Annotated in this window: 17 protein-coding genes and 1 pseudogene; 9 read left to right on the top strand and 9 right to left on the bottom strand. The window is 49.7% G+C overall.

Features of this window, described 5'->3' with window-relative positions; translation table 11 throughout:
* Window positions 1-361 precede the first annotated feature (361 nt).
* Window positions 362-922 (bottom strand): GbsR/MarR family transcriptional regulator, encoded by a 561-nt coding sequence (locus TX85_RS01680; protein ID WP_044477409.1) that lies wholly within the window; start codon window positions 920-922, stop codon window positions 362-364.
* A gap of 284 nt (window positions 923-1,206) precedes the next feature.
* Between TX85_RS01680 and TX85_RS01675 the strand changes: the two genes are divergently transcribed.
* The 4 genes and pseudogenes from TX85_RS01675 (at window position 1,207) to TX85_RS01660 (ending at window position 6,692) form a co-directional block, all read left to right on the top strand.
* Window positions 1,207-2,415, top strand: a complete 1,209-nt coding sequence (locus TX85_RS01675) for a quaternary amine ABC transporter ATP-binding protein (protein ID WP_044477408.1) — start codon at window positions 1,207-1,209, stop codon at window positions 2,413-2,415.
* A pseudogene (locus tag TX85_RS27200) lies at window positions 2,412-3,243 on the top strand (ABC transporter permease); the annotation flags it as partial. The gene TX85_RS01675 and the pseudogene TX85_RS27200, both read left to right, overlap by 4 nt.
* 14 nt (window positions 3,244-3,257) lie before the next feature.
* Window positions 3,258-4,160, top strand: coding sequence for a glycine betaine ABC transporter substrate-binding protein (locus tag TX85_RS27195; RefSeq protein ID WP_044477407.1), 903 nt, complete (start codon window positions 3,258-3,260; stop codon window positions 4,158-4,160).
* A gap of 204 nt (window positions 4,161-4,364) precedes the next feature.
* Window positions 4,365-6,692 carry an AraC family transcriptional regulator gene (locus tag TX85_RS01660; protein ID WP_044477406.1) on the top strand — a complete coding sequence of 776 codons (2,328 nt, stop codon included), beginning with the start codon at window positions 4,365-4,367 and terminating at the stop codon, window positions 6,690-6,692.
* A gap of 120 nt (window positions 6,693-6,812) precedes the next feature.
* Here the strand turns inward: TX85_RS01660 and TX85_RS01655 are convergent, their stop codons facing one another.
* From TX85_RS01655 to TX85_RS01630, 6 genes are all read right to left on the bottom strand, one after another.
* Window positions 6,813-7,829, bottom strand: a complete 1,017-nt coding sequence (locus TX85_RS01655; protein WP_044477405.1) for a glycoside hydrolase family 130 protein — start codon at window positions 7,827-7,829, stop codon at window positions 6,813-6,815.
* 12 nt (window positions 7,830-7,841) lie between these two features.
* Window positions 7,842-11,018, bottom strand: a complete 3,177-nt coding sequence (locus TX85_RS01650) for an alpha-mannosidase (RefSeq protein WP_044477404.1) — start codon at window positions 11,016-11,018, stop codon at window positions 7,842-7,844.
* On the bottom strand, window positions 11,015-13,327 hold the full coding sequence (locus tag TX85_RS01645) for a glycoside hydrolase family 3 N-terminal domain-containing protein (RefSeq protein ID WP_044477402.1): 2,313 nt from the start codon (window positions 13,325-13,327) through the stop codon (window positions 11,015-11,017). The genes TX85_RS01650 and TX85_RS01645 overlap by 4 nt, the downstream gene beginning before the upstream one ends.
* Before the next feature lie 112 nt (window positions 13,328-13,439).
* A complete protein-coding gene (locus TX85_RS01640; RefSeq protein WP_044477401.1) occupies window positions 13,440-15,053 on the bottom strand; it encodes a type 2 periplasmic-binding domain-containing protein in 1,614 nt (537 codons plus the stop codon).
* 115 nt (window positions 15,054-15,168) lie between these two features.
* On the bottom strand, window positions 15,169-16,077 hold the full coding sequence (locus TX85_RS01635; RefSeq protein ID WP_044477400.1) for a carbohydrate ABC transporter permease: 909 nt from the start codon (window positions 16,075-16,077) through the stop codon (window positions 15,169-15,171).
* Window positions 16,078-16,099: 22 nt separating this feature from the next.
* Window positions 16,100-17,050: an ABC transporter permease gene (locus TX85_RS01630; RefSeq protein ID WP_044477398.1), complete on the bottom strand. Its 951-nt coding sequence runs from the start codon at window positions 17,048-17,050 to the stop codon at window positions 16,100-16,102.
* A 402-nt stretch (window positions 17,051-17,452) separates the two neighbouring features.
* Between TX85_RS01630 and TX85_RS01625 the strand changes: the two genes are divergently transcribed.
* Window positions 17,453-20,245: an alpha-mannosidase gene (locus tag TX85_RS01625; RefSeq protein ID WP_044477397.1), complete on the top strand. Its 2,793-nt coding sequence runs from the start codon at window positions 17,453-17,455 to the stop codon at window positions 20,243-20,245.
* A 3-nt stretch (window positions 20,246-20,248) separates the two neighbouring features.
* Window positions 20,249-21,529 carry a glycoside hydrolase family 125 protein gene (locus TX85_RS01620; protein WP_044477396.1) on the top strand — a complete coding sequence of 427 codons (1,281 nt, stop codon included), beginning with the start codon at window positions 20,249-20,251 and terminating at the stop codon, window positions 21,527-21,529.
* Between the two features lie 139 nt (window positions 21,530-21,668).
* On the opposite strand, the gene TX85_RS01615 is transcribed toward TX85_RS01620, so the two are convergent.
* Window positions 21,669-22,148, bottom strand: coding sequence for a hypothetical protein (locus tag TX85_RS01615; RefSeq protein ID WP_044477395.1), 480 nt, complete (start codon window positions 22,146-22,148; stop codon window positions 21,669-21,671).
* Window positions 22,149-22,313: 165 nt separating this feature from the next.
* On the opposite strand from TX85_RS01615, the gene TX85_RS01610 reads away from it, so the two are divergent.
* Together TX85_RS01610 and TX85_RS01605 are read left to right on the top strand one after the other, a co-directional pair.
* The gene (locus TX85_RS01610) at window positions 22,314-22,559 is read left to right on the top strand and encodes a hypothetical protein (protein WP_044477394.1); all 246 of its coding nucleotides are present in this window, start codon (window positions 22,314-22,316) and stop codon (window positions 22,557-22,559) included.
* A gap of 16 nt (window positions 22,560-22,575) precedes the next feature.
* Complete coding sequence (locus tag TX85_RS01605; RefSeq protein WP_044477392.1) at window positions 22,576-22,914, top strand: L,D-transpeptidase; 339 nt, start codon at window positions 22,576-22,578, stop codon at window positions 22,912-22,914.
* Between the two features lie 6 nt (window positions 22,915-22,920).
* Here the strand turns inward: TX85_RS01605 and rbsK are convergent, their stop codons facing one another.
* On the bottom strand, window positions 22,921-23,853 hold the full coding sequence (gene rbsK / locus TX85_RS01600) for a ribokinase (RefSeq protein WP_071784145.1): 933 nt from the start codon (window positions 23,851-23,853) through the stop codon (window positions 22,921-22,923).
* A gap of 274 nt (window positions 23,854-24,127) precedes the next feature.
* Between rbsK and TX85_RS01595 the strand changes: the two genes are divergently transcribed.
* Complete coding sequence (locus TX85_RS01595; RefSeq protein WP_044477391.1) at window positions 24,128-25,336, top strand: GNAT family N-acetyltransferase; 1,209 nt, start codon at window positions 24,128-24,130, stop codon at window positions 25,334-25,336.
* The last annotated feature ends 1 nt before the right edge of the window (window position 25,337 follow it).

Below are 25,337 nucleotides of genomic sequence, written 5' to 3'. Positions count from 1 at the left end.
CTACATGCAAACACGTATTGCACATGCATTTAGTGAACAAAGTTACCTTACATTCGGGGGAAATGGTAAGAGGAGCGGAAATAGTGAAACTTTTGCGCTTAAAGTTGGCTAAAACGTGGGTTTTACAAATTTTTGGGTTTTAAGGTAAGTTTTTTCACTACAGGTGGCTTTGAACGCCGAACGGAGAATATAAGGGAAGTAATTTCACTAAATTGCGACCAGAAGGAGCATGGCTAGAATAAGTCTGGTCAGATCAAGGCTTACGTGCAATCTTGCTTGCATTCGTGAGCTCAACTGGCTAAAGCCGTAATAATAAACAGGCCATCCGGAGTGATTCCCGGATGGCCTGCTTCATGTTCATTTATTCTTTCGGCACCAGATTGTAGATGTCCCCGCTCTCCATAACGTCGATCAGACGATCAAGCCACAAATAGTATTGCACCGCTTGCTCCATCTTGCGCAGGTCTTCCTCCAATATTGAACAATAAGATTCATGCGGCTTATCATCGGACTTCAACGTTTTATGGATTTCATTCATAGCTTTACGAAGGACAAGAAGATTACTCTCCACAGCTTTTCTCCACTTAATCGCGAAAAAATCCGTAAAGGTCTGGTGCCAGTCATATTCAACCTCGTACAAATCCTTACGAGATCCCTTCTCCCACACCTTATTAACCATTCGGAGATCCAGCAGCGCCCGCACTCCCGTACTCATGCTGGTCTTGCTCATCTTCATTTCCATACCCATCTCGTCAAGAGTCATCGGTTTATCTGCAAAAAAAAGCAGCCCGTATAAATGGCCCGTCGAATGCGATATTCCATATAAATCCATATTGCTGCCGATTGCTTCTATTACACGCTTACGAATTTTCATCAGTTCAGCCTGCTGTTCCGACGTTAGCTGATTCAGGCTTGCGCTCATGTGTCATGCGACCTCCAGTTCTGACGATAGCTGTACTTCTTGCTCTTATGAGCTATGCTTCCTCTATCTTAAGAAAAGCAGCTTAAAAAGTAAAGAATCAGATTGGGCAGGATATTTGAGCAATCCGGAGCATTCTCAAGTATCTTTACGTTCTGTTTTTTCTGTACGTTCTATACGTACTGTAATCACGTTTGGGTTTTGCTTGTTCGTTTGCTAGACTTATTGCATGGGTTAACACGGGAGACAGAATTTATTGAAAATAGTAAATAGTAAGAGGTGAGTGCATGCAAAAAGAAATATTGAAAGTAAATCAACTAAGCAAGCTATTTGGCCCGGGTGCCGAGCAAGGCGTTAACCTGTTAAAGCAAGGGTACTCCAAGGAACGCCTAGCTAAAGAGAAAAATTTGACCGTCGGTGTAAATCAGGTCAGCCTAGAAATTCGCGAGGGAGAAATCTTCGTCATCATGGGACTATCGGGAAGCGGAAAGTCAACGCTTGTCCGCATGCTCAATCGGCTGATCGAGCCAACCGGCGGAGAGGTGCTCTTCCACGGACGTGATCTTCGGAAAATGAACAAATCCGAGCTTAGAGAGCTCCGCAGAAAAAGCATTAGTATGGTCTTTCAGAAGTTCGCTCTCTTTCCACACCGTACTGTGCTGGAAAATGTGGAATACGGCCTGGAGGTTCAAAAGGTGGCGAAATCCGAGCGCCGCAGCCGGGCTATGTCTTCCCTTGAGCTCGTTGGATTAAAGGGCTGGGAAGATCATTATCCGGATCAACTCAGCGGCGGCATGCAGCAGCGGGTCGGGCTAGCCCGCGCGCTTGCTAATGACCCCGAAATTCTGCTGATGGATGAAGCATTCAGCGCCCTTGACCCATTAATCCGCCGGGATATGCAGGATGAGCTGGTGGCATTGCAGGATAAGATGAAGAAGACGATTGTATTCATCACACATGATCTGGATGAGGCACTTCGTATCGGAGACCGGATCGCCTTGATGAAGGATGGCGAGCTGATTCAGATTGGAACCCCGGAGGAAATGCTGACTCAGCCTGCCGACCGCTATGTGGAGCGGTTCATCGAGGATGTGGACCTGTCCAAGGTACTGACCGCTTCCCGTGTCATGCGGCGTCCCGAGACGGTCACTCTGGATCGCGGACCTCGTGTTGCGCTGGAATTGATGAGAGAACGCGGTATATCCAACCTGTTTGTGATTGACCGTACCAAACGTCTGCTTGGGGTTATTACAGCGGAAGATGCTTCCCAGATTTTAAAAACAGGGGGCGGGCTGCAGGATATCCTGATCACCGACGGACCTCGCGTAACTCCGGATACGCTGTTGAACGAGCTCTTCGAGGTCACCAGTTCGGCGCGCGTGCCGTTGGCTGTCGTGGATGACCAACAGAGGCTAATGGGAGTCATCGTTCGCGGAGCTGTACTCGGCGCTCTAGCCGGGGAAGTCAGTCACAAAGAAGGAGGTGAGCGATCATGAGCTTCTTGCCTAAGCTGCCCATTGCGAACGGAATCGAGCAAGCCGTCGACTGGATGGAAGATCATCTTGCTCCTCTGTTCGGAGCAATATCCGAGGTCATTGAGACGATTGTTAATTTCTTCTCCAATGTATTTTTATTTCCTCATCCGCTCATCTTTATAGCAATCATTGGTGTTCTCGCTTACCTCATTGGCAAGTGGAAGCTAAGTCTGTTCACGATCATCGGATTTCTTCTGATTGATAATCTCGGCTATTGGCAGGAAACGATGAGCACCCTGGGTCTTGTCATTACCTCCGGATTATTCTCCATTTTATTCGGGATTCCGATCGGTATTATCTGCGCCTACAGTAAGACAACAAACCGGATCGTCGCTCCAGTCCTGGACTTCATGCAGACGATGCCTGCCTTTGTTTACCTGCTGCCGGCAGTTACCTTCTTTAGCCTTGGTGTCGTGCCAGGGGTAATTGCTTCTGTCATCTTTGCGATTCCGCCGACGATTCGGCTGACGCATCTCGGCATCAAGCAAGTGTCCGGAGAGCTTACAGAAGCTTCTGATGCTTTTGGCTCGACCTCTTGGCAGAAGCTGATCAAGGTGGAGCTGCCGCTCGCTATGCCGACCATGATGGCCGGGGTGAACCAGACCATTATGCTTTCATTGTCCATGGTCGTTATCGCATCGATGATCGGCGCACAAGGGATTGGGGCAACGGTGTACCGTGCGGTCACCCAACTCAAGATCGGCCAGGGCTTTGAAGCCGGCTTGGCCGTTGTTGTCCTGGCGATCGTACTCGACCGCTTTACACAGAACTTATTTAAATCAAACAAGAGGAGTGTGTAATTAATGAAGCTGAAGAAGATGAAGAAACTGATGGTGCTTGCTGGGCTGGCATCCCTGTTCGCCTTGACGGCATGCGGAACGGCAACCAATGACAACGGTGATGCCTCCGCAGCAAATGGACTCGCCGGTATGAAACATGAAATTATCGGTATTGACCCTGGAGCAGGGATCATGAAGGCAACCGAACAGGCGATTAGCGATTATGAACTAGAAGACTGGAAGCTGATTGAAGGTTCCGGAGCCGCGATGACGGCTATGCTGGATAAGGCCGTAAAAGCTGAAGATCCGATTATCATTACCGGCTGGACGCCGCATTGGATGTTTGCGAAATATGACTTGAAGTATCTTGAGGATCCCCAAAAAACCTACGGTGAAGCCGAAGAAATTCATACCATTGTCCGCCAAGGACTAAAGGATGATCATCCGACCGCCTATGAGTTTCTCGACCGGTTTGAGTGGACCTCCGACGAAATGGGTGAGATCATGACCGCCATCCAGGAAGGAAGCGATCCCGCCGAGGCAGCCAAGAACTGGGTTGATGCTCATCCGGAGCGTGTGGACGAATGGGTTAAGGATCTAAGTCCTGTTAACGGCGATACGTTCAAGCTCAGCTATGTGGCTTGGGACTCCGAAATCGCCAGCACCAACGTGCTCGAATATGTACTGGAGAGCAAGCTTGGCTATGACGTTACTTCCCTGCAAGTTGAAGCTGGTCCGATGTGGACCGGCGTAGCCAGCGGCGATGTGGATGCTTCCGCAGCAGCCTGGCTTCCATTGACTCATGCCGACTACTGGGCAGAATTCGGGGAGAAGCTTGAGGATCTCGGACCGAATATGACCGGGGTCAAGACCGGTCTCGTCGTTCCAGCTTACATGGAGATTAACTCTATCGAAGATTTGAAGTAAATGAGCAGAAAGCGGTACATTATTTCCCTCCTGACAGCTTATAGTGCTGTGGGGAGGGGATTTTTTATTTATTTTCATCACATGATATTCCTACAGTATTTTCGACAATTTCAGCTCTCCACTTTCTAATTTCGCATTTTTATAGCATAATAGATATAACGTTATAATGATTGATCAAATTCATACGCTGGAGGTGACTACCTTTTGCCTAAAACATCTGGCTCTTCTAAAACCACAGGGGCCTCGCCAACCTGGAATCATTTTAAGTCCAAGCTTCTTCTTAAATATACGATCTCATATGTGTTAATCTTTCTGATTCCACTGACCGTGGTCACATTGCTTGTGTATGAAAGCGCCGTCAAGAGCCTCCGGATTGAGATTGAACAATCGAACGTAAATCAGTTGAATCAGGTAAAGACGACCATCGATGAACGGATGGCTGAATTACTCGATATTGCGAGCAAAATTTCCTATGATCAGAAGCTGACACCCTATATGGTTCATCATCCCCTGTATAGTGCAGACGCAATTCGAACCTTAAGCCAGTATAAAGCCAACAGCAGTATCCTGGAAGACTTGTTTTTATATTATCACAATGACTCGGTCATTTATGCTCCCGCCGGCATGACGAATATTAATGTTGTATTTGAACGGATGTATAAGTATGAACGGTGGACGAAAGAGCAGATGCTGAGGGATCTGAACGAATTAAAGCAGCCGGTTATGCGGCCGGCGGAACTCGTCAATGTCTATTCCCATAGCGATCCTATGCTGACTTATCTGGTGCCGATCAAACCGAATGATCAGTATCCATATGGCATTGTTGTCTATTTAATGAAGGAGTCCAAGCTGACCGGCGTGATGGATTCCATCCTCAGCGACTTTTCCGGCGGCAGCTTTATTTTTGACCAGAACGGCGAAGCGCTAACCGTTAACAATCACGGCACCAGCTTGCCGGCAGAGGACCTGGCCGCCTTGCCGTCCCTTGAACCCGGAATTCACAGTTTGACACTGAACCATGACCAGTATTCAGTTGTCGTCGTGAAATCCGATTATAATGGATGGACGTACATTACAACGATGCCAAGCTACCAGTTCTTCAGCCGTGTCGCCCATATCAAGGAACTGGTATTCTTGATTTTCTGTGTCACAGCCATCACAGGTATTGTGGCCGCTATGCTGCTTGCCAAGCGCCAATATCACCCGATCAAAGACCTGCTCGAATTCGCCAAGCTTAAGCCCGGCTCCTCTCATGAGTTACAGCATCGGAATGAATGGGAATGGATTAAGCAGACGATTCATGACTATAGCGCCAGAATCGATATGCAGCAGCCTTATGTGCGTAACCAATGTCTGCTGCTGCTCCTGAAATACGGCCAGCCCAATGATGCTGATGTGGAACGAATGATTCAAGGAACCGGGTTAATGCTTCCGCCGGGCAGGGGCTTCTATTTTTCAGTTCTTCTTGCTTGGGATGTGGGAGTTGAAGGGGAAAGAAACTGGCAGGAACAGCAGCACCTGCAGGAAATGTTGAGTGAATTTGAATTATCTGAGCTGGATACCCGCGTTTATGGTCTTGAATTCTCTCCGGATGAGCAATTTGCTCTAATCATCTCCGTCGCAGCGTCCAGTCATGAAGAAGCCCAGAAACGGGTTCTTCCTATTATTGAAGCTATTAAGGTGCTTATTGTCGACCATTTAAGAGACATTCCTTATATGGGTGTAGGGACGCTTTACGATGATCTTTCGAGTTTGAACCAATCTTTCATTGAGGCCTCGGCAGCGCTTGAATACCGGATGGTTGGCAGCAACGGACGTGTGACTTATTTTGAGCAGATTGCCGAGTTAAACGTTCCTTCTGCCGAAAGTTACTGGATTCCCCGGAAGACCATCCTGAAGATCGAGCAAGGCCTGAAGCAAGGGAATGCGCTTGTAACCCAGCAAGTGATTACTTCTGTGATTGAGGAATTGAAGATTGAATCGTTGTCTGTCTCGCTGCTGCGCTGCATCTGCTTTGACCTGTTGAATTCATTGCTGCGCACAGCCTCCGAGCTCGGCATGAATGAAGTGTTCACTGATCTGTCCAGCCTGACCTCCTTCGAGTCCTTAGAGGAGTTAGCTTCAAGACTTGGAGCGCTCACAACCCGAATCTGTCAGCAGGTAGAGCGTAATGCGGAAAATGAACAGCATTCTTTGCTGGATGATATTGTCGCCTATGTCGACCAGCAGTATGCGGATTACACTTTAAGTCTGGAACATGTGGCACTTCGGTTCTCAATATCTACCTCCTACCTTAGCCGGTGCTTTAAAGAGAAGACAGGAATGAACTTCTCCCAGTATATTTGGCAATGCCGCATGAACGAAGTAACTCGCCTACTGGTTAAGAGCAGCGCGCCGTTGAAAGAAATTATCGAGCAAGTAGGATATCTTGATGCGCCGAATTTTATACGTAAATTTAAAAAAGAGACTGGCTATACTCCCGGACAGTACCGGAAATTATATACAGGTGAGCAAATCGACGGTGATGTTTGAAGCAAAAAGTTGGACGGAAAACTCTACGTTTTCTTCGTCCAACTTTTCATTTTGGGGACTGATTAGACAGCCCCTTGCCTTGTTGCATGTGTTTGTAATATCCAGATAGGTTGCACTGATTTACTCAGCTTGCTCCAGAATGTAATCTACCAATTCCTCTACGGGAACCGTGGCCAATGCGATTGCCGTATCTGTAACGCCATAATAAATATAGAGTAGACCGTCTTTCACTACATTGCCTGTCGGGAATACAACGTTTGGAATCTGGTAGCCGAATTTTTCATAATAGGTTTCCGGCTCCATAATAAAATCTTTGGTACGGGCAATGACCTTTTCCGGATTTTCCAGGTCAAGCAACAGTGCTCCTACCCGGTATACAATTTCATCATCAACGCCATGGTACAGCACCAGCCAGCCGCGGTCTGTCTTCACCGGCGGCGTCGATCCGCCGATTTTCCGGGACTCCCAGGACATATTCTCCGCCTTAGCCAGCAGCTTGGGCTCTTCCCAATGAATCAAGTCCTCGGAGTACGTGATCCACATCGCAGCCTTCTCGGTTCCATACTTTTCGCCGATATATTCTTCCGGACGACGGAGCAGAACAAATTTGCCGTTAATCTTCTCAGGGAACAAGATATTGTCCCTGTCATTTATGTCCAGCGGAGTTGTATCGGCAACGAATTCCCAATCAATCAGGTTTTTGGACTTCACGATGGAGGAACGGGTCAGCCAATGCCCCTCCTCTTCCCCCCAACCATCCGGATATTTAGGAATCGACCGTTCAGGAACACCGCGATTTGTCGGATAGTAACTCATCGCACATGGGCGAAGAGCGTAGTTCATGTAGAAGGTATCATCAATCTTGACAATACGCGGGTCCTGCACACTGCCATAAGGGAAGCCAAGTTCATCCGGCGTCAGGATCGGCTCATCCTTCACATGGGTAAAATGCACCCCGTCTTCGCTCTCCAGCAAGCCAAGAAAATTTTTGCACGGGGTCAGGGAGCCTGCCGTCCGCTCAATCATATAAAATTTGTCATTATCAATAATGACAGCGGGGTTGAACACCGTAACCTTTCTCCACTCGTATCCGCCAGGTACTACAATCGGATTCTCAGGGTGTCTGGTAATTTTCATCTCTTCCGCCTCCTATTTTGTATCCTGCTTTATTTTTATTGTTTTAATCTCGTACGGCTTGAACTTCAGCCGCAATTTGCCCTGCTCTGTACGAAGCTCCTCCCGCTCCTCTTCCAGCAAGCTCGCCTCATAGATTCGAACCTCGGACGACAGGCCTCTGAGGATAGCCTCGCTTCTTCCGCCTGACGACTCATACATCCTTAGCACACTTCCGCAGCCGTCTTCAGAAGGCTTAATCGTATCCAAAATAACATGGTCACTGTGGAAATCCATCCAGCAATGAAGCTCAGGATAGAGACCTCCCTGCTCGCCAGCAATGATTCGCAGCGGTGCATTCAATGCAGCCGCTTCACGTACAACGTGCGCATCACGCCAATCTCCGGCATGGGGATACAGAGAATACGTAAACTCATGCTCTCCGCGATCCGCATGCAGATCAGGCCAGCTTGGCGCACGCAGCAAGGATAAACGCATCGTATGACCATGGATGTCATAGCCGTATTTGCAGTCGTTCAACAGACTGACGCCATATCCACGCTCCGATATATCAGCAAAACGGTGGCCGCATACCTCGTATTGGGCCTGCTCCCAGCTTGTATTGCGGTGCGTAGGCCGCTCCAATGCTCCAAATGGAATCTCATAGGTCGCTTTGTCGGCAAGCACATCTACCGGGAAGGCAACCTTTAACAGCTTATGATCTTCACGCCACTGGACTCTGGTCTTGAAATCGATGCGGCGCCCCTGCTTCGGAAGGATCATTTGTTGCTCGATTACAGATTGTCCGTATTCCCAACGGAACTGGAACACATCAAGGATCTGCCCGCTGTGAACCACCCGGCGCTCAGCCAGTAACGGAATTCCCGCCGGCTGCTTCTCATAACGCGGGTCAATGTCCCATGCATCCCATAGGGTTGGACGGTCATGGAACAACAGGAGCTGATTGCCCTTCTCTCCCTCGGGCAGCAGTTCTCTGTCATGATCCTTGTCATACCAGCGCACAATTTCTCCCTGATCGTTAAATTCAAGCAGATAATGCTCATTCTCCCAAATTTCAGGAAAAGGAATTGGCGGCGCCTTCAGATTCAAATCAATCTTAGCCCTCGGCTGTCTTGCCGCTTGATCCTCTGCCTTCCGAATCCGAATGGATCGATAGCCAAAGGCCGGGACACCCGGCACCGTAACCGCCATCGTGACTTTGCCCAGCGTTGCATCGCTCACCCATACATCACTATCCAATAGCAACTGTCCGGCGAATACGCTGCACTCGAGCAATCGTTCATCTCCTTCGATCCATACGATTTCTTCCCGTTCCCAGCCCAAACTGTTAAAGATCAGGTACGTCATCTCTTCGGTAGAAGGATCAAGCGAATGCTCTATCCGTCTCGCTCCTTCTGTTTGCTGCAATTGAACAGACAAGGCTTGCAGCGAGTTGTCCAGCACCTGGGCTCCGATCCGGAAGACTTCACCGTACTGCTTCCTGGAGGTCTCGTACACCTCGGGAATCGAGCTGCCCGGAACGATGTCGTGGAACTGGTTCAGCAGCAGCAGCTCCCAGCCTTCCCGAAGCGCTTCAGAAGTGCGGGCTGTCCCGTTCCATGCGGCAAATTCACTCCAGATTTCCGCATCCCTGTACAGCGTCTCCGCTTGCCGATTACTTCGCTTGTTGTAGGCCTGAGAGGTGTAGGTGCCCCGATGCAGCTCAAGATAAAGATCGCCACGCCAGACGGGAAGCTCCGGACGCCGTTCCTCTACCTCGGCAAAGAACGCCTCGGCCGTAGAATACCGGCTTGCCGGCAGGCCGGCCATCAGATTGGAACGTTCCGCTGCCTCCAGCATTTCATGCGTGACTCCGCCCCCGCCATCACCATGTCCATACAGCAGCATCAAGCTAGGATGTTCACTCTTCTCTCCGAAATCCTCCCAATGCTCATGCAGATCCTTCGGACTGGTCGATTCATTCACACCATGATTCTGGTATGCAATGACAGAGGTGCCGTCGATGCCGGTCCATTCAAACAACGTATACGGGAAAGGGTTCGTGTCATTCCAGCCAAGCTTGGTCGTCATAAAATACGGAATGCCCGCCTGCTTCAGCAGTTGAGGCAAGGAAGCACAGTAACCAAATGTATCCGGCAGCCATTCGATCGTCGTTCGTGTACCGAATTCACGCTCATAGAACTGCTGGCCATACAGGATTTGACGAGCAAGCGATTCGCCGTTCGGGATATTCAGATCAGGCTCAACCCACATCCCTCCGACCAGTTCCCAGCGACCTTCCCTTACATACTCCTTGATGCGCTCAAATAGCTCCGGATAATAACGTTTCACATAAGCATAGAGCTGAGGCTGACTCTGGGAATATCGAAACTCCGGATATCTCTCCATCAGCGTACAGACCGTCGAGAACGTCCGTCCGGCTTTCCTGACCGTTTCCTTCAGCGGCCAGAGCCAGGCCAGATCGATATGAGATTGTCCGACCAGATGAATGAACCCGTTACGCTCTCCGGATGCCGCCTCCACAGCAGCAAGCTCAACCAGCTGCCGCTCCATCACCGACACTCTCTCATCATCGGCAAGCGCCCTTTCATCCCCGTGATCCAGTCCATCAATCATCCGCTCCAATGCCTTCGCGAGCCGAATACGGCGCATATCGGATGGAGGTAACAACCTTATAGATTCATATACGTTTTTTACCGTATGAAATAGCGAATATACGGCATGGTTCACCCGCACCAATGCAACAGAGACTCCCGTTACAGACGGACGTATAACGGCTTGCCTATTCAATGGATCCTTTGGCTCGGGAATAGGATCATACAGTTCAATCTCAAGATGCATCCTCTGTCCTGGCACAGTAGCCGGCAAGGGAACAAATCCATGATTCCGATCCAGTCCATGATAAGGCGAACCGTTCACACGAAGGAGTCCTTCCCCGCCTCCTTCATAGAGAAGGGCTAACTCCGTAGGATGCCACTCCTCCGGGAGATAGGTGTCCGTGCTCATGAAGTAAGTCGTGCCGTAACCTCCATCCAACGAGCTCACCGGACCTTGTTCCGCTGACAACGGACCATGTTCATATTCTTCCGGAGCCAGATAGGTGGACCGTTGAACGGACCATTTGCGCAAATCGCGTTGTTCTCTCCACTGTTTTCTGCTTAGAGCTGCGATAAACCGCTCGATCCTTTTCATTGTGACTTCCTCTCCGTCCGAACCGTCAGCCTTGCCGTCAAGTAATCCGTCGAGTTAGGGCCAACCAGGACATTAAACTCTCCGTCCTCTACAATCCTTGATAGATCCGGACCGACAAATTCCAACTGCTCACGGCTCACTTCAAAGGACACCGTTTGAGTCTCCCCTGGAGCCAGATGAATCTTGCGGAAGCCCTTCAAGACTTTCTCAGGCCGGGTAACTGTTGAAGCCAGGTCGGAAATGTACAGCTGAACCACTTCGCTTCCGCTTCGATCTCCTGTATTTGTCACATCCACAGTAACCGAGGCTTTGCCGTCCGGCCCGATGAAAGCCGGCTCGATCCGCAATTGATCATACTTGAACGTCGTATAGCTCAGCCCGAAACCAAATGGATATTCCGCATGGAAGTCGGTCTCTAAATAACGCTTGCCTCTTGTTCTCCGATGGTAATAATACACTGGCAATTGCCCGACCATCTTGGGAATACTGACCGTTAATCTGCCGGACGGATTAATATCGCCGAACAGGACATCGGCAATGGCATGTCCACCCTCCTGACCCGGATACCATGCTTCCAGGATCGCGTCAGCATGCTCAATAATCCAAGGCTCCACAATCGGACGTCCGTTAATGTAGACAACAATCAATGGCTTGCCCAGCTTGCGCAGCTCTTGAACCAGCGGGAGCTGTGCACCGAGCAGGTTAAGCGAAGCACGGTCAATTCCTTCTCCGCATTCCATGTCGCTCCAGGCATGGTCTGTAACTACGGAGGCTCCGGTCAGCAAATCAATGGAACCTTCGCCAAAATCTCTCGCACTGGATCCGCCAACAGCAACAACGATCGCATCCGCCTCAGACGCGCACGCCAATGCCTTGGAGAATCCTTCTGTGGAATCGTCCCGGATTCGAGAGCCGGGAGCATATAGCACGCGTTCTCCGTCATCACCAAGAGCACAGCGAATTCCGTCCAGCACAGTGGCAATTCTTCCTTGGGGTTGGGGAGAAGTATAATCGCCAAGCTGGTTATAGGCTGTATTCGCATTCGGACCGATGACCGCAATTTTGCGGATAGCTTTGGATAACGGGAGTGTGCCCTGTTCATTCTTGAGCAGTACAATGCCTTCCTGTGCGAGCTCTCTTGCCAATCCGCGGTGTTCCTCACTGCCGATGACTTCCGCTGCCCGGGCCGGGTCTCCGTACGGTCGATCAAACAGTCCCAGTTCAAACTTCAGCTTCAACACGCGGGCAACCGCATTTCCCAGCTCATCCTCAGTGATTTGTCCCGAAGCAAGAGCAGACCGCAGGTGATTGCGGAACATATCTCCAGACATCTCCATATCGATGCCTGCTTTGATCGCCTGGGCAACCGCATCCTCCCCGTCTTGGGCCGTATTGTGGCCATTTACCAGCATCCCTAAAGCTCCGCAATCGGTAATTACAAATCCGTCGAAGCCCCAGGCATCCCGCAGAATATCCTGCAGCAAATAGCTGCTGGTTGTACACGGAACACCGTCAATTTCGTTATAAGCCGTCATGATTGAACGGGCTCCGGCTTCTACCGCTTTGCGGAAAGGAAGCAAATCCACCTCATGCAGCTCCCTTGGCCCCATATGCACCGCCTTGGCGTTGCGCCCGCCTTCGCTGCTGCCGTATGCCGCAAAATGCTTAGGTGTTGCCAGCAGACTGTCTTCTCCGTCCAGCCGATCTCCCTGCAAGCCTTCAATCGCTGCCACACCGAATTCAGCGACAAGATAAGGATCTTCGCCATAGCATTCTTCAGTGCGTCCCCAGCGCGGATCACGAACAACATCCAATACGGGAGAGTAGGTCGCAGCCGCTCCCTGACTGCGCGTCTCAATGGCTACAGCCTGACACATCCGGCGGTACAGGAATGGATTCCAGGTGCTGCCTATAGAGATCGGCGTAGGAAAGACTGTCGAGCCAATCGACATATGTCCGTGAGAGCATTCCTCGCCGAACAGGATCGGGATGCCCAGACGGCTGTTTTCGATCGCGTAGCGTTGAATTTCATTCAGGGCCTTGGCCCCTTCTTCGGGAGTTAATCCGGTCTCCAGCGTAACCTCTGTCCAAGGGTCTGCACGCAGCAGACCATACAGGGAGCCGACTCCGCCTTGGGCAAGGTGCTCCTTGAAGGTCTCTGTGATGGTGATCGACCCATCCTCATTTTTCTCATAGCACTTCCAGCCGAAGGGCTGAATTAATTGACCAATCTTTTCGTCGATCGTCATGCGTCCGAGGAGATCCTCCGCTCTCCTGTCTGCAGACAGAAGCTCGTTCTTGTAATCCATGACTCGCACCTCTCGCTAGATCATTATTTAGGTCGAATTCCCTTTAAGGCCAACCAGCCCTCTGAGAAAATTCTCGGAGAGCCAGTCGGGCTTTATTTTTGAAATCGGAATATTAGTTCGACTTCCAGGTGTTATAAGCTTCCTGATAGATTTCTTGCATACGGTCTCCGCCCATTTTCTTCACGGTTTGCACATAGCTATCCCAGTTATCGAGGGATTCAGCACCCGTTACGAATTTGGCTTCCATTTGACGAACATAAGTTGTCAAGTCAGAGCTGAGCGTCGTAACCTCGGTTTGTTGTTCCGGAGTCAGGAACAGGGTTGGGAATGGAATTCTTGCGCCTTGATCCAACAGCTTCGTCTTCGACTCAATATCCACCCACGTTTCGAAATCTGTCTTCAAGCCCTTGTAGATATCGTCAAAAGAAATCGTTGGTGCCGGGATCCCATAGTTCGGCGTTATTGTCGCACGGTAATCTTCGCGGTCACCACCGCCAGGCACAGGCAAGTATTGCTTAACCAGGTTTGCCTTATCTGTGTACTCCCAAAGAATGCCTTCTGGTCCTTTGTTGAACATCAGAGCTCCATCATAAGAATAGATGTAATCCACCCATCTCATGGATGCTTCCGGAGCAGGATTGGAATTCGAGATGGCAAATGCGCCAGTCGTAATCCCTCTGTTCATTGCAATTACGGGCTTGTCTACCATATCGCTCTTGACCGGTGCGAACATCGGATCGTCCGTGCTAGGCTCGCCGCCAAGTGTCATGTATGCATGCCAGTCGGAGAACAGAGCCACTTGATTGTTTTGTGCTTTGGCTTTCTTCTGTTCAGCGGTTTGAATGAACGATTCATGATCCAGCAAGTCTTCGTTCCAAAGGCGGTTCAGGAAGGCAAGATATCCTTTGTAGCCTTCTTCCATTGGTGTGTAATGAACAACATCGGCGTCATCCACATAAATTTCTTCCTCATAGACTCCGAATGCGCCAAGCAGCCAGGTACGGATGTCGCGCAGGTTGTTTGTGGAGGACAACGGAATTTCATCCGCCACGCCATTGCCGTTCGGATCTTCTTCCTTCACACGTTTGAGATACGTATACAGCTCTTCTGTCGTCTCTGGGAGCTTATCGATATTCAGCGCCTTCAGGAAGTCGCCGTTATACCAAAGCGGGTTCCGGTACCAAGGCTGATTGAATTCTACAACCGGCAAGGAATAGATATGACCATCCGGTGCTGTAATAGACTTACGGACATTCGGATTCTCATCAAGCACCTTCTTGAAGTTCGGTGCATATTCTTCGATCAGGTCTTCCAACGGAATCAGAATCCCTTGCTCGCCATAGTTCATCTGCTCAGCCGGAGTCAGCCCAGCCGCGTAGAATACATCCGGATAGTCGCCGCTCGCGAAGACGAGGTTCTTCTTCGTCTCAAAGCTGTCCTTCGGCGCATTCTTGAATTCAAAACGGATGTTCGTCAGCTTCTCCATTTCTTGAAGAACGGCCATGTTCTCCCAATTCTGCAGACCTACATCCGGCGCCATCATCGTCAGCGTGATTGGCTCCGGTACAATCGGGAAACCGTCCTTGCTCACTGTCGATGCAGCGGAGCTTCCCCCAGCGGCACTGCCTTGTTCATTCTTGTTGCCGGAGCCGCCGCAACCAGACAATAACGTGATCAACATAGCAGCAGCTAACAGCATGACCCAGCTCTTTTTGCTCTTTTGCATTCGTAATCCTCCCTTATATCTTTAAAAGAATTATATAATACCGAAGAAAGAATCTTCGTTATTACTGAGCTAATACTTACTGAGGTACTGAGGCTTCCCCTACGATGGGCTCTTATTAACCCTTGACCGATCCGATCATAACCCCTTGCACGAAGTAGCGCTGCAGGAATGGATAGACCGCAATGACGGGCAGCGTGGATACAATGATGACAGCATATCTGACCAGGGCGGCTATTTCAGCCTTGTTAGCCATAGCCTGGGCGATATCTCCGCTGATCGCAGCTCCTGTGGTCTCAGCCGACATTTCCTGCAGGACCAGAATCTGGCGCAATACCATTTGCAGCGGATACTTCATGTCATCATTCAAGTAAATCAGGGACGGGAAGTAGCTGTTCCAGTGCCCTACGCCATAGAACAAAGCCATAACGGCGATAATCGGCGAGGACAAAGGAAGCACAATTTTCAGGAATAGTCTGATATTGGTACAGCCGTCAACATGCGCCGCCTCCTGCAATTCCTTTGGAATCGTCGACTGGAAGAAGGTTCTTGCCACGATAATGTTCCATACCGAAGCCGCCACCGGTAAAATCAATGCGCCGACCGAGTTGATAAGTCCCAGGTTTTTGACCAGCAAGTAGGTTGGAATTAACCCGCCGCTGAAGAACATCGTGACCAGGAACATCCCCATAAAGAAATGTCTTCCGACAAAGTCGGAACGGCTTAAGGCATAGGCTGCAGGCAATGTAACGGCCAGATTCAGCAGCGTGCCGATTACCGTATAGAAAATCGTGTTTCTGTAACCGATCCAAATCTTCGGATTATCAAACACAAGCTTGTATCCATCCAACGTCAATCCCTTAGGGAAAAGCCACATTTCACCCGAGCTTACGAGCTTGGGATTACTGATAGAGGCGCTGATGATGTATACCAGCGGATACAATACAACGACCAAGGCTAACAGCAGGTACACATAATTTATGATCAGGAACAGCTTGTCCGATCTGGACTCTCTGATTGTTGTCATTTATAGATTCCCCTCCATTCCTCTACCACAGACTTGTATCGCTCGTCCGCTTGGCAATTCTGTTCACCGCAATGAGCATGATGGCATTAATTACGGAGTTGAACAGGCCGACGGCTGTCGAGAAGCTATACTGAGCGCTGACCAGACCCGAACGATATACAAACGTTGAAATGACGTCCGAGGACTCCATATTCAAATTGTTCTGCAGCAGCAGCACTTTCTCATAACCTACGCCCAACACATTGCCCATATTGAGGATCAAGAGAATCGTAATCGTCGGTATGATCGTCGGCAGGTTAATATGCAATACCCGCTTGAATCGGCTGGCACCGTCCATGATGGCCGCTTCGTGCAATTGAGGGTCAACCCCCGCCAAGGCGGCGAGATAAATAATCGTTCCCCACCCGGTGCTCTGCCATACGCCTGAGATCACGTATACCGTCTTGAACCAGCGCGGATCGCTCAGAAAGTCAGGAGCATTGATGCCAAAGGCCTCGATCATCCGGATAATGATCCCGGAGGAGGGTGATAAGAATGTAATAATCATACCTGCCATGACTACCATTGAAATGAAGTGAGGAGCATAGGTGACGGTCTGTACCGTCTTCTTGAATCCCCCGTTGCGAATTTCATTGAAAGCGAGTGCAAGAATGATAGGAAGCGGAAATCCAATCGCCAGCTCATAGAAGCTAAGGCTCAGCGTATTCCAGAGTAAATCCCAGAAGTAATAAGAATTGAAGAAACGCTCGAAGTGATCGAATCCTACCCAGGGACTCCCCGTGATTCCTTTAACAGGTGTGAAGTTTTTGAATGCAATTTGAATCCCGTACATCGGTCCATAGTGGAAAATCAGGAAGTACAAAAGCGCAGGGGTCATAAATAGATATAGTTCCCAATTCTTTAGCATTCTACGGCCGAGAGATTGTGTCGGACTGCCGAGATTGCCGGGTTGTACCCGACCGTTTTTTCTCATATTGTATTCTCTCCTTTCTCTAGCTCCAGTCTCCATGCGTCAGTTTCTTCCGCCGATCCCTCTGGCAGTTTCGACCAGGATGAGAGCAGCGGTTTGCTAACGCTTACAACACAAATTGTAGGGAATTCGATCTGACATCGTAAATATGTCGTTTCTGAATTGTCATGCCCGAAATGCTGTGAAACCGCTTCATTACGGGCTTTTTCACTTTTAACACAGGGTTAACAATGGTCAATTTCAACAGCTGAATGTGTCATTTATGCTAGCCCGAATTCTACTGCAAATCATACATATTGTAGTTTTTCTCAGGATGTGCAAATCTGCTTACGAGTGTGCTTTTCGCTAAGCAACCGATTACGAAGATCATTCTGGTGTAATGAAATGGATTAGGAGGGAACCCGAATGGCCCGCAAAACCGCTCATCTGATCTCCCATTCGCATTGGGATCGGGAATGGTACATGCCTTACGAATCACATCATTACTTATTAACTGAACTAATGAACAGCTTGCTTGATACGCTTGCTCAGGACGAACGTTATCGTCATTTTCATTTGGATGGACAAACGATCATTCTGGAGGATTATTTGCAGGTGCATCCCGAGAAACGGGAGCTGTTGGAGAAATACATCACTGACGGTCGGATCGCGATCGGACCTTGGTATGTTCTGCAGGATGAATTCTTGACCAGCTCGGAAGCCAATGTCCGCAATTTGCTTATTGGACATCAGGATGCCAAACGCTATGGCACGATATGTAAGATCGGTTATTTTCCGGATTCCTTCGGAAACATGGGGCAGGCTCCTCAATTGCTTAAGCAGGCCGATATTCATGTCGCTGCATTTGGCCGCGGGGTGAAGCCCACCGGTTTTGACAATCAGGTCGCCGATTATGAAAGCTCCGAATATGAATCTCCTTATTCAGAAATGTATTGGGAAGCTCCTGACGGCTCCAGAGTATTAGGCATTCTGTTCGCGAATTGGTACAGCAACGGCAATGAAGTACCGGTTGATCCTGAGGAAGCCAAGAATTTCTGGGATAAGAAGCTGGCTGATGCCGAAAAGTATTCGTCTACCGGAGAGCTTCTCTTCATGAATGGCTGTGATCATCAGCCTGTGCAGACGGATTTGGGCGATGCCCTGGAGACAGCCCGTAAGCTCTATCCTGACGTGGACTTTGTTCATTCCGATTTCACGCAATATATGGAAGCGTTACAACGGAAGGTGCCGAGCCATCTGGTTACCATTACAGGGGAGCTCCGGAGCCAGCATACCGACGGATGGGGAACCTTGGTTAACACCGCATCGGCACGTATATATTTGAAGCAATTAAATCAGTTAGGACAGACATTGTTGGAAAGAGGAGCAGAACCGCTTGCGGCGCTTGCCGCATTGACAGGAGCGAAGGCTTACCCTCATGAGCTGCTGACCTATGCATGGAAGACGCTGATGCAGAACCACCCGCACGACAGCATCTGCGGATGCAGTGTGGACGAAGTGCATCGGGAAATGGTCGGAAGATTTGATAAGAGCCGGCATATGACCCAAGCGATTGTACAAGAAAGTCTGCAAGCCATCGCAGGGCAGATCGATACTGCGCACAACTTCAGTTGGAAAGCGGACTCGATTCCCTTTGCCGTATTCAATACGGCTGGACGTGAACGAAGCGGCACCGTCAGCGTGGAATTAATCGTGGCGAAGCGGTATTTCAAGGAAGGGCCGAATCCGGCAGCGCTTGCCGAGCAAATGGGCTTAATGCCGCTGGATCCGGATAAGGGCCAATTGCTGGATGATCGCGGACAAGCTATCGCCGCGAAGGTAGAGGATTTGGGGGCAGCCTTCGGTTACGAGCTGCCGAAGGACAAGTTCAGACAACCCTACATGTCCAGAAAAATCCGCCTGACCTTTGAGGCCCCGGCCGTTCCCGCGCTCGGCTATCGAAGCTTCGCCTGGCATCCGTGTGCAGATCATTCGGGACAAGCGGTTCCATCGGCCCTGAAGCTGCTGGAGAACGGAATGGCTAATGAGCATGTCTCCGTCACATTCCGTGAAGACGGAGCCTACTCCCTGACAAATCTGAAGAATGGACACACCTTCCATGAACTTGGCATTTTCGAAAGCTGCGGAGATATCGGAAATGAATATGTGTTCAGACAGCCTGAGGGCGACATTGCGCTGACTACACGAGGGGTACCTGCCAAGATCACCTTGGTAGAAAATGAAGCCTACCGTATTACCTATGAGATTGTGCATGATTGGGCGATTCCCGCAGGGGCAGATGAAAGGCTTGAAATCGAGAGAAATGCCATGGTTCCCTTCCGCCTTCGGCAGGCGCAACGAAGCAAACAAAGGGTGCCGCTGCGGATCAAAACCCGGATTAGTCTGGAGAATTCCGCGCAAGGGCTGACCGTATCAACTTCATTTGATAATCAAGCCAAGGACCATCGCCTTCGTGTCCTGTTCCCAACCGGGCTTGAGAGTGCTACCCACTATGCGGATTCCATATTTGAAGCGGCACAGCGCAATAATGTTCCTGCAGCAGAATGGATCAACCCAAGCAACGCCCAGCATCAGCAAGCATTTATCAGTGTAAATGATGAAGCAAACGGCCTGACCATTGCCAACAAGGGGCTGAATGAGTATGAGGTGCTTCGGGACGGCAAAAATACAATTGCTATTACCCTGCTCCGTGCGGTAGGAGAGCTCGGCGACTGGGGTGTATTCCCGACACCGGAAGCACAGTGTCTTGGCGAGCAGACCGTAGAGTATGCGGTCTTCCTTCACCGTGGCGATCTGTTTGAGTCCGGGGCTTACGAGCAAGCCTATGGGTTCCAAATTCCTTGGTTCCATATCCAGACCGGAATTCAATTCGGCAGCCTGCCAACAACCTATGCGCCGCTATCCTGGCAAGGGGAAGGCCTGGCATTGTCCGCTCTCAAGCTGTCTGAGCAGAAGGATCTGATTATTCGTTGGTATAATCTCCGGCATCAGTCCGCCAAGCTTGATGTAGAGCTGCATGTTCCGGCAAGCGCAGCTTATCGCAGTGATGTTCTGGAACGAAGACATGATGGCCTTGCGCTTCATCGAGGCAAGCTGAGCCTGGAGGCAGGGAAAGCCGAAATCGTTACCCTTGCAGTATCAGACTGTCTGAAGAATGACATCAGCAACTCATCCATAGATTCGATTAAGGAGGACTAAAACATGAAATTACCAGCATCTATTGAACAATACCTGAACGACACAGACGTCCGTCTCGCTCATCATCCCAAGCTGCAAAAATTGTTCCGCAACTGTTTTCCTAATACACTTGAGACAACCACGAAGCTGCTCGATGACGGCACAACCTTCGTATTCACCGGAGATATTCCGGCCATGTGGCTCCGTGATTCTGTGGAGCAGGTAATTCATTATGTTCCTTTCGCCAAGGAAGACAAAGAGCTGCAACGAATTATCGGCGGCCTCATCGCACGGCAAATGTTCTATATTAATATTGATCCTTATACAAACGCATTTAATGAAACGGCCAATGATAAGCATTATCGCGCCACTGACCATTGCGACTTGAGCCCATGGATGTGGGAGCGGAAGTACGAGCTGGACTCTCTCTGCTTCCCTGTTAAGCTGGCCTACTCATTCTGGCGCGCAACCGGTCTGGACTCTGTCTTTGATGAAGCCTCTTATCAAGCGCTGAACCGGGTACTTCAGGTCATTAAGACGGAACAGCGCCATATGGAGCAGTCCCCGTACTTCTTCGTGCGCCAAACGATCCAGGAGACAGAGACTCTGCAAAATGACGGAAAAGGAATGCCTGTCAATTATACGGGAATGACCTGGTCAGGCTTCCGTCCAAGCGATGACGCTTGCCTGTTCGGTTACAATATTCCATCCAATATGTTTGCTGTCGTCATTCTGGGCTACATCCGCGAAATCGCCCTGGAGGTATTCAAGGACGAGCGTATGGCTGAACGGGCCGAGAAGCTTCGCAAGGAGATCGATTACGGTATTCGCACTTACGGAATTGTCGATCATCCGAAATTCGGAAAAATATATGCTTATGAAACCGACGGCTTCGGTAACTATTGCCTGATGGATGATGCCGGGACGCCGGGACTGTTATCCATCCCTTACATCGGCTATGTCTCGGCGGAGGATCCGATCTATCAAAACACCCGCCGATTTGCCTTAAGCTTTGACAACCCCTTCTACTTTGAAGGAAAGTTTGCCAAGGGCATCGGTAGTCCGCATACTCCAGGCGGATATGTATGGCATATGGCTCTCTCTATGCAGGCCCTGACCTCTACAGATGACCAAGAAATCAAGGAACTGATTGATACCCTGATTGCAACGGATGCGGATACCGGATATATGCATGAAGGCTTCCATCCGGACAATCCGGCTGATTTCTCCCGGGAATGGTTCGCCTGGTCCAACAGCTTGTTCGCGTCTCTGATCGTTAAGGCTATGGATAAAGAAATCGTGTAAAACAAAAAGACAACCATCCCTCTGGCCAGGGATGGTTGTCTTGCTTCTATATATTCTAGAAGAGGGAGTATGTTTACTATATCAGCCTATCCTTAAAGCTTCCTTACTGTAACCTGAAAATTAGATTAATTTATTTGAATCAGGCCGGATAAATAGTAATTTGCTTGTCCTCCTCCAGCAGCTTCCCAATCGCATTCCAAGGAGTTGTCTCGTTCCCTTCCATAAAGAGCAGATAGTTGTCCTTGAGCAAAGCCTGCTCCATACTTCTTGCATCTTCTAATGGAATCCCTATTCCTTCTAGAGAAGTTACCAGGTCATCGCTCCCGCAGCCAATCTCCGCTCCTCCAAGCAATCTCCCCGCAGCTCCGGCAGCGGCAACATTTACTGCTTTTCTCTCTAAAATCGAGCTGATCTCGATCAACGGATGGAACAGCGCATGGTTTCCGTCTCCCCGCAAAGGCTTGGGCAAGCCGGTCTCCAGACAGACCTTGCCCAGAGCTTCCTCCGTCTTGGCAAGCACAGACAAGGCCTCCCTCTTCACTCCGTTCTCCAATAGATCCTGAATGATCGTCACCGCACCCTGTCTTGTCGGCAAGGACATCACAAGTAATTTTGCCATTCGGTCCTCCCCTCCTGCACTCCACTTTTACTTAAGTCATCTATTCCTATTCTTGTATAACCCTTGCCAAGGGCGCACTGAAACAGCGCTTCAAGGGTGGCGTTAGCCGTGCCTTTCGATGCGCGACATACATAGCTTAGTAAAAAAAGGAGGAGGAAAGCCCAAATGGAAGAAGCGTATTATAATTGTATGCGGTTGAAAAATCGCAAGGTCAGAATTATGACCCGAGATATGAAGCATTATACCGGGACCATTGTGGATGTAGATTACAATAACGTCTACTTACGGCCGGAAAGAGGGGGCCCGGTTCAGACCTCGGCATTCTATCCCGGACCTTACGGACCCGGATGGTACGGCAACGACATTCTCACCTTAAGCCTGTTCACCCTGCTGGCTATCGCATTAATCTGACAGGCGCCTATACTCCATGCCTGACTATCGGATTATCGTCGACCTGTCGGACCGGACTTTATATTTGCTTGACGGCAACAACGTGTTGAGAGGCTTCCCGGTCGGCATCGGCAAGATGCTGACCCAGACGCCTCAAGGCGAATATACGATTATCAATAAAGCCCCAAATCCCGGCGGCCCGTTCGGCGCTTACTGGATGGGACTGTCAAGACCACATTATGGAATTCATGGCACGAATGACCCTTCTTCCATTGGCGGCGAAGTCTCGCATGGCTGCATTCGAATGTTCAACCAGGACGTCGTTCAGTTAGCCGGCATTGTTCCGATCGGAACGCGAGTCACGATTCGAGAATGACATTCATTATTTTAATAGATCCTCCAGTGTCGGCATGCCGGCCTGGGCTCCAAAACGTGTAACCGAGAAGGAGGCCGCTCTCACGGCAAATGCAAGCGCCTCATGAAGCGGCCTATCCTGAGCCAGCGAATAACCCAGCGCAGCATTCAGACAGTCCCCCGCTCCTGTTGTATCTACCACCTCGACTGGTAAAGCTGACACAGTATGCATGCGGCCTTCCTCCAGATAAGAAGCTCCCTTGCTGCCTCGCGTCAGAATGACCTTGCTTCCGTATTTATCCTCCCATTCCCTTAACAATCCCGCCCAAACTTCTTCACTGGACTGGTCTTCTTCAACTGCCTTGCTTCGACCGTTAAGCGCCAGGAACTCGGTCTCATTAGGCGTTACATAATCGCACAGCTTCAACAGCTCATCCGGCAACGAACGCGCCGGTGCAGGATTCAGAACGGTACGCACGCCGGATGCCTTCGCCAAGGTCAAGGCATGCCATACCGTCTCGGTCGGTATCTCTAACTGAACAAGCATCAGATCGGCATTGCGAATGTACTCTGCATTTTTCTGCAGCATATCCGGGGTAACCTTGCCGTTTGCTCCAGGTACGATAACGATACAGTTATCCTTTTGCGTGTGCAGGATGGTTGCTGTGCCCGAAGCTTCCTCCTCCAGCCTTGCTATGGCTTCTATAGCTACTCCGTTTTTCTTCATGGATCTCATCAGATATTCTCCAAAGAGATCGCCTCCCACAGCACCGATCATCTGAGTGTGTGCCCCGAGCCGGGCGCAGGCAACAGCCTGATTGGCCCCCTTCCCCCCGGGAATATAATGAATCGCACTGCCTTCAATTGTCTCTCCTATGAAAGGAAGTCTAGGCATAGTCACGACTAGATCCATATTCAAACTGCCCACCACGACGATCCGTGGAATCTTCGATTCCGACATGGCTTCCGCTCCTCTCCTTATGTGTATTTCCTTGAATCAGTGTAGTGTGATCGTAATTATTTTGCAACAGCACAGGTTCTGTTCACCGTAAAGCGTAAAGGCAACAATGAACCGGAGAAGTAAACGGACCGGTCCGGAGCCTCTATTGACGAAATTTTACTTCAACACTAAACTGTTATTGGGAAATTAAATTTCAAAAAATATTTGATCTGTAACTTTGCTTCGTGCATGAGGGAAGGGTATCCTACCATGGAGGCGCAGGAGGAACTAAAAGATGACAACGACCCCCGACATTATTGTCAAGAATCATCCATCCAGAGAGCAGCTTGAAGTAATTTACGATCTTTTAGATAAGTGCTTTTCGGTAGGCCGGGATTTTTTTCAAGAAAGATTAGACCAAGATACCGCCTATGATCCGGATACAACCTGGTTTGCGGAGGTAGATGGCGAGATTGCATCCCATGTGCAGATTTTCCCGCTGTATATTCGAGTCGGTCGAGCCATCCTGAAAATGGGTGCCATAGGCAGCGTCGGGACAGATCCTCATTACCGCGGACTGGGTCTGGCTCACAAAATCCTCCACGCGCAGACTAATTATATGAAAGAATCCGATTTTGATATCAGCTTGCTTCTGGCCAGTAAGCACGCATTTTATGAAAAGGCTGGCTGGAGACTTATTCCCCAGACTGCTCTCGCCATTAAAAAGCCGGCAAGCTTGGAGCGGCCAAGCAGCTGCGAGGTCATTCCTTTTGAAGCTCGTTATCTCGATGAGATCCGTCTTATCTATGAACAGTTCAATCTAAATCGCACCTATACCGCAGTCCGCAATGAAACATACTGGCGTGATTTAATAACCTGGCCGGAATGGAAAAGAGCCGATTGTCTGCTGCTTCGCAGGGATGAAAAAATCGTCGCTTACGGGATCATTGAGAAGAAAGAGGCAGAGCAGATATTTCTAAATGAATTAATGTATTTGAATGAAGGGGAGGACGGTGTTGAGCAGCTATTTCATGCCTTATGCCGGCTTCGTCCGAATGCACGACAAATCTTGGCGATGCTCCAGGAGGATCATAAGCTGTATTCCTATTTCCAGCAGCATCGAGCAACCCCCATTCGAATCAATATGGCCATGTGGAAGATGATCAACCTGAGCTCTGCGTTTCATAAACTTCTGCCTGAATTGGAAGACCGTCTTAGAGGCGCCCTAATAGCAGATCAAGAGCTGCATATCGCCCTGAAGTGCAATGAGGAAATTATATACATGGATTATCAGCAGCACCAGCTTTCCATTTCCGTTACTAGCAAAGATACGTTTGACTATATCCTATTGGACTTGGATGAGCGCGATCTAATGACCTATATCATATTTGGTTATCATGAAGCCGCCGCAGAAAGGCGTGCTGAGTGTGCTGAGCATGCTGGCATCCTCCAAGTCCTATTCCCGAAACAACAAGCCGTATTCTATTTGACCGACAAATTTTGAG

Origin of the sequence: Paenibacillus antibioticophila (assembly GCF_000455265.1) — a bacterium.
Lineage (GTDB): Bacteria > Bacillota > Bacilli > Paenibacillales > Paenibacillaceae > Fontibacillus > Fontibacillus antibioticophila.
This window is presented reverse-complemented; position numbering and strand designations above follow the sequence as displayed.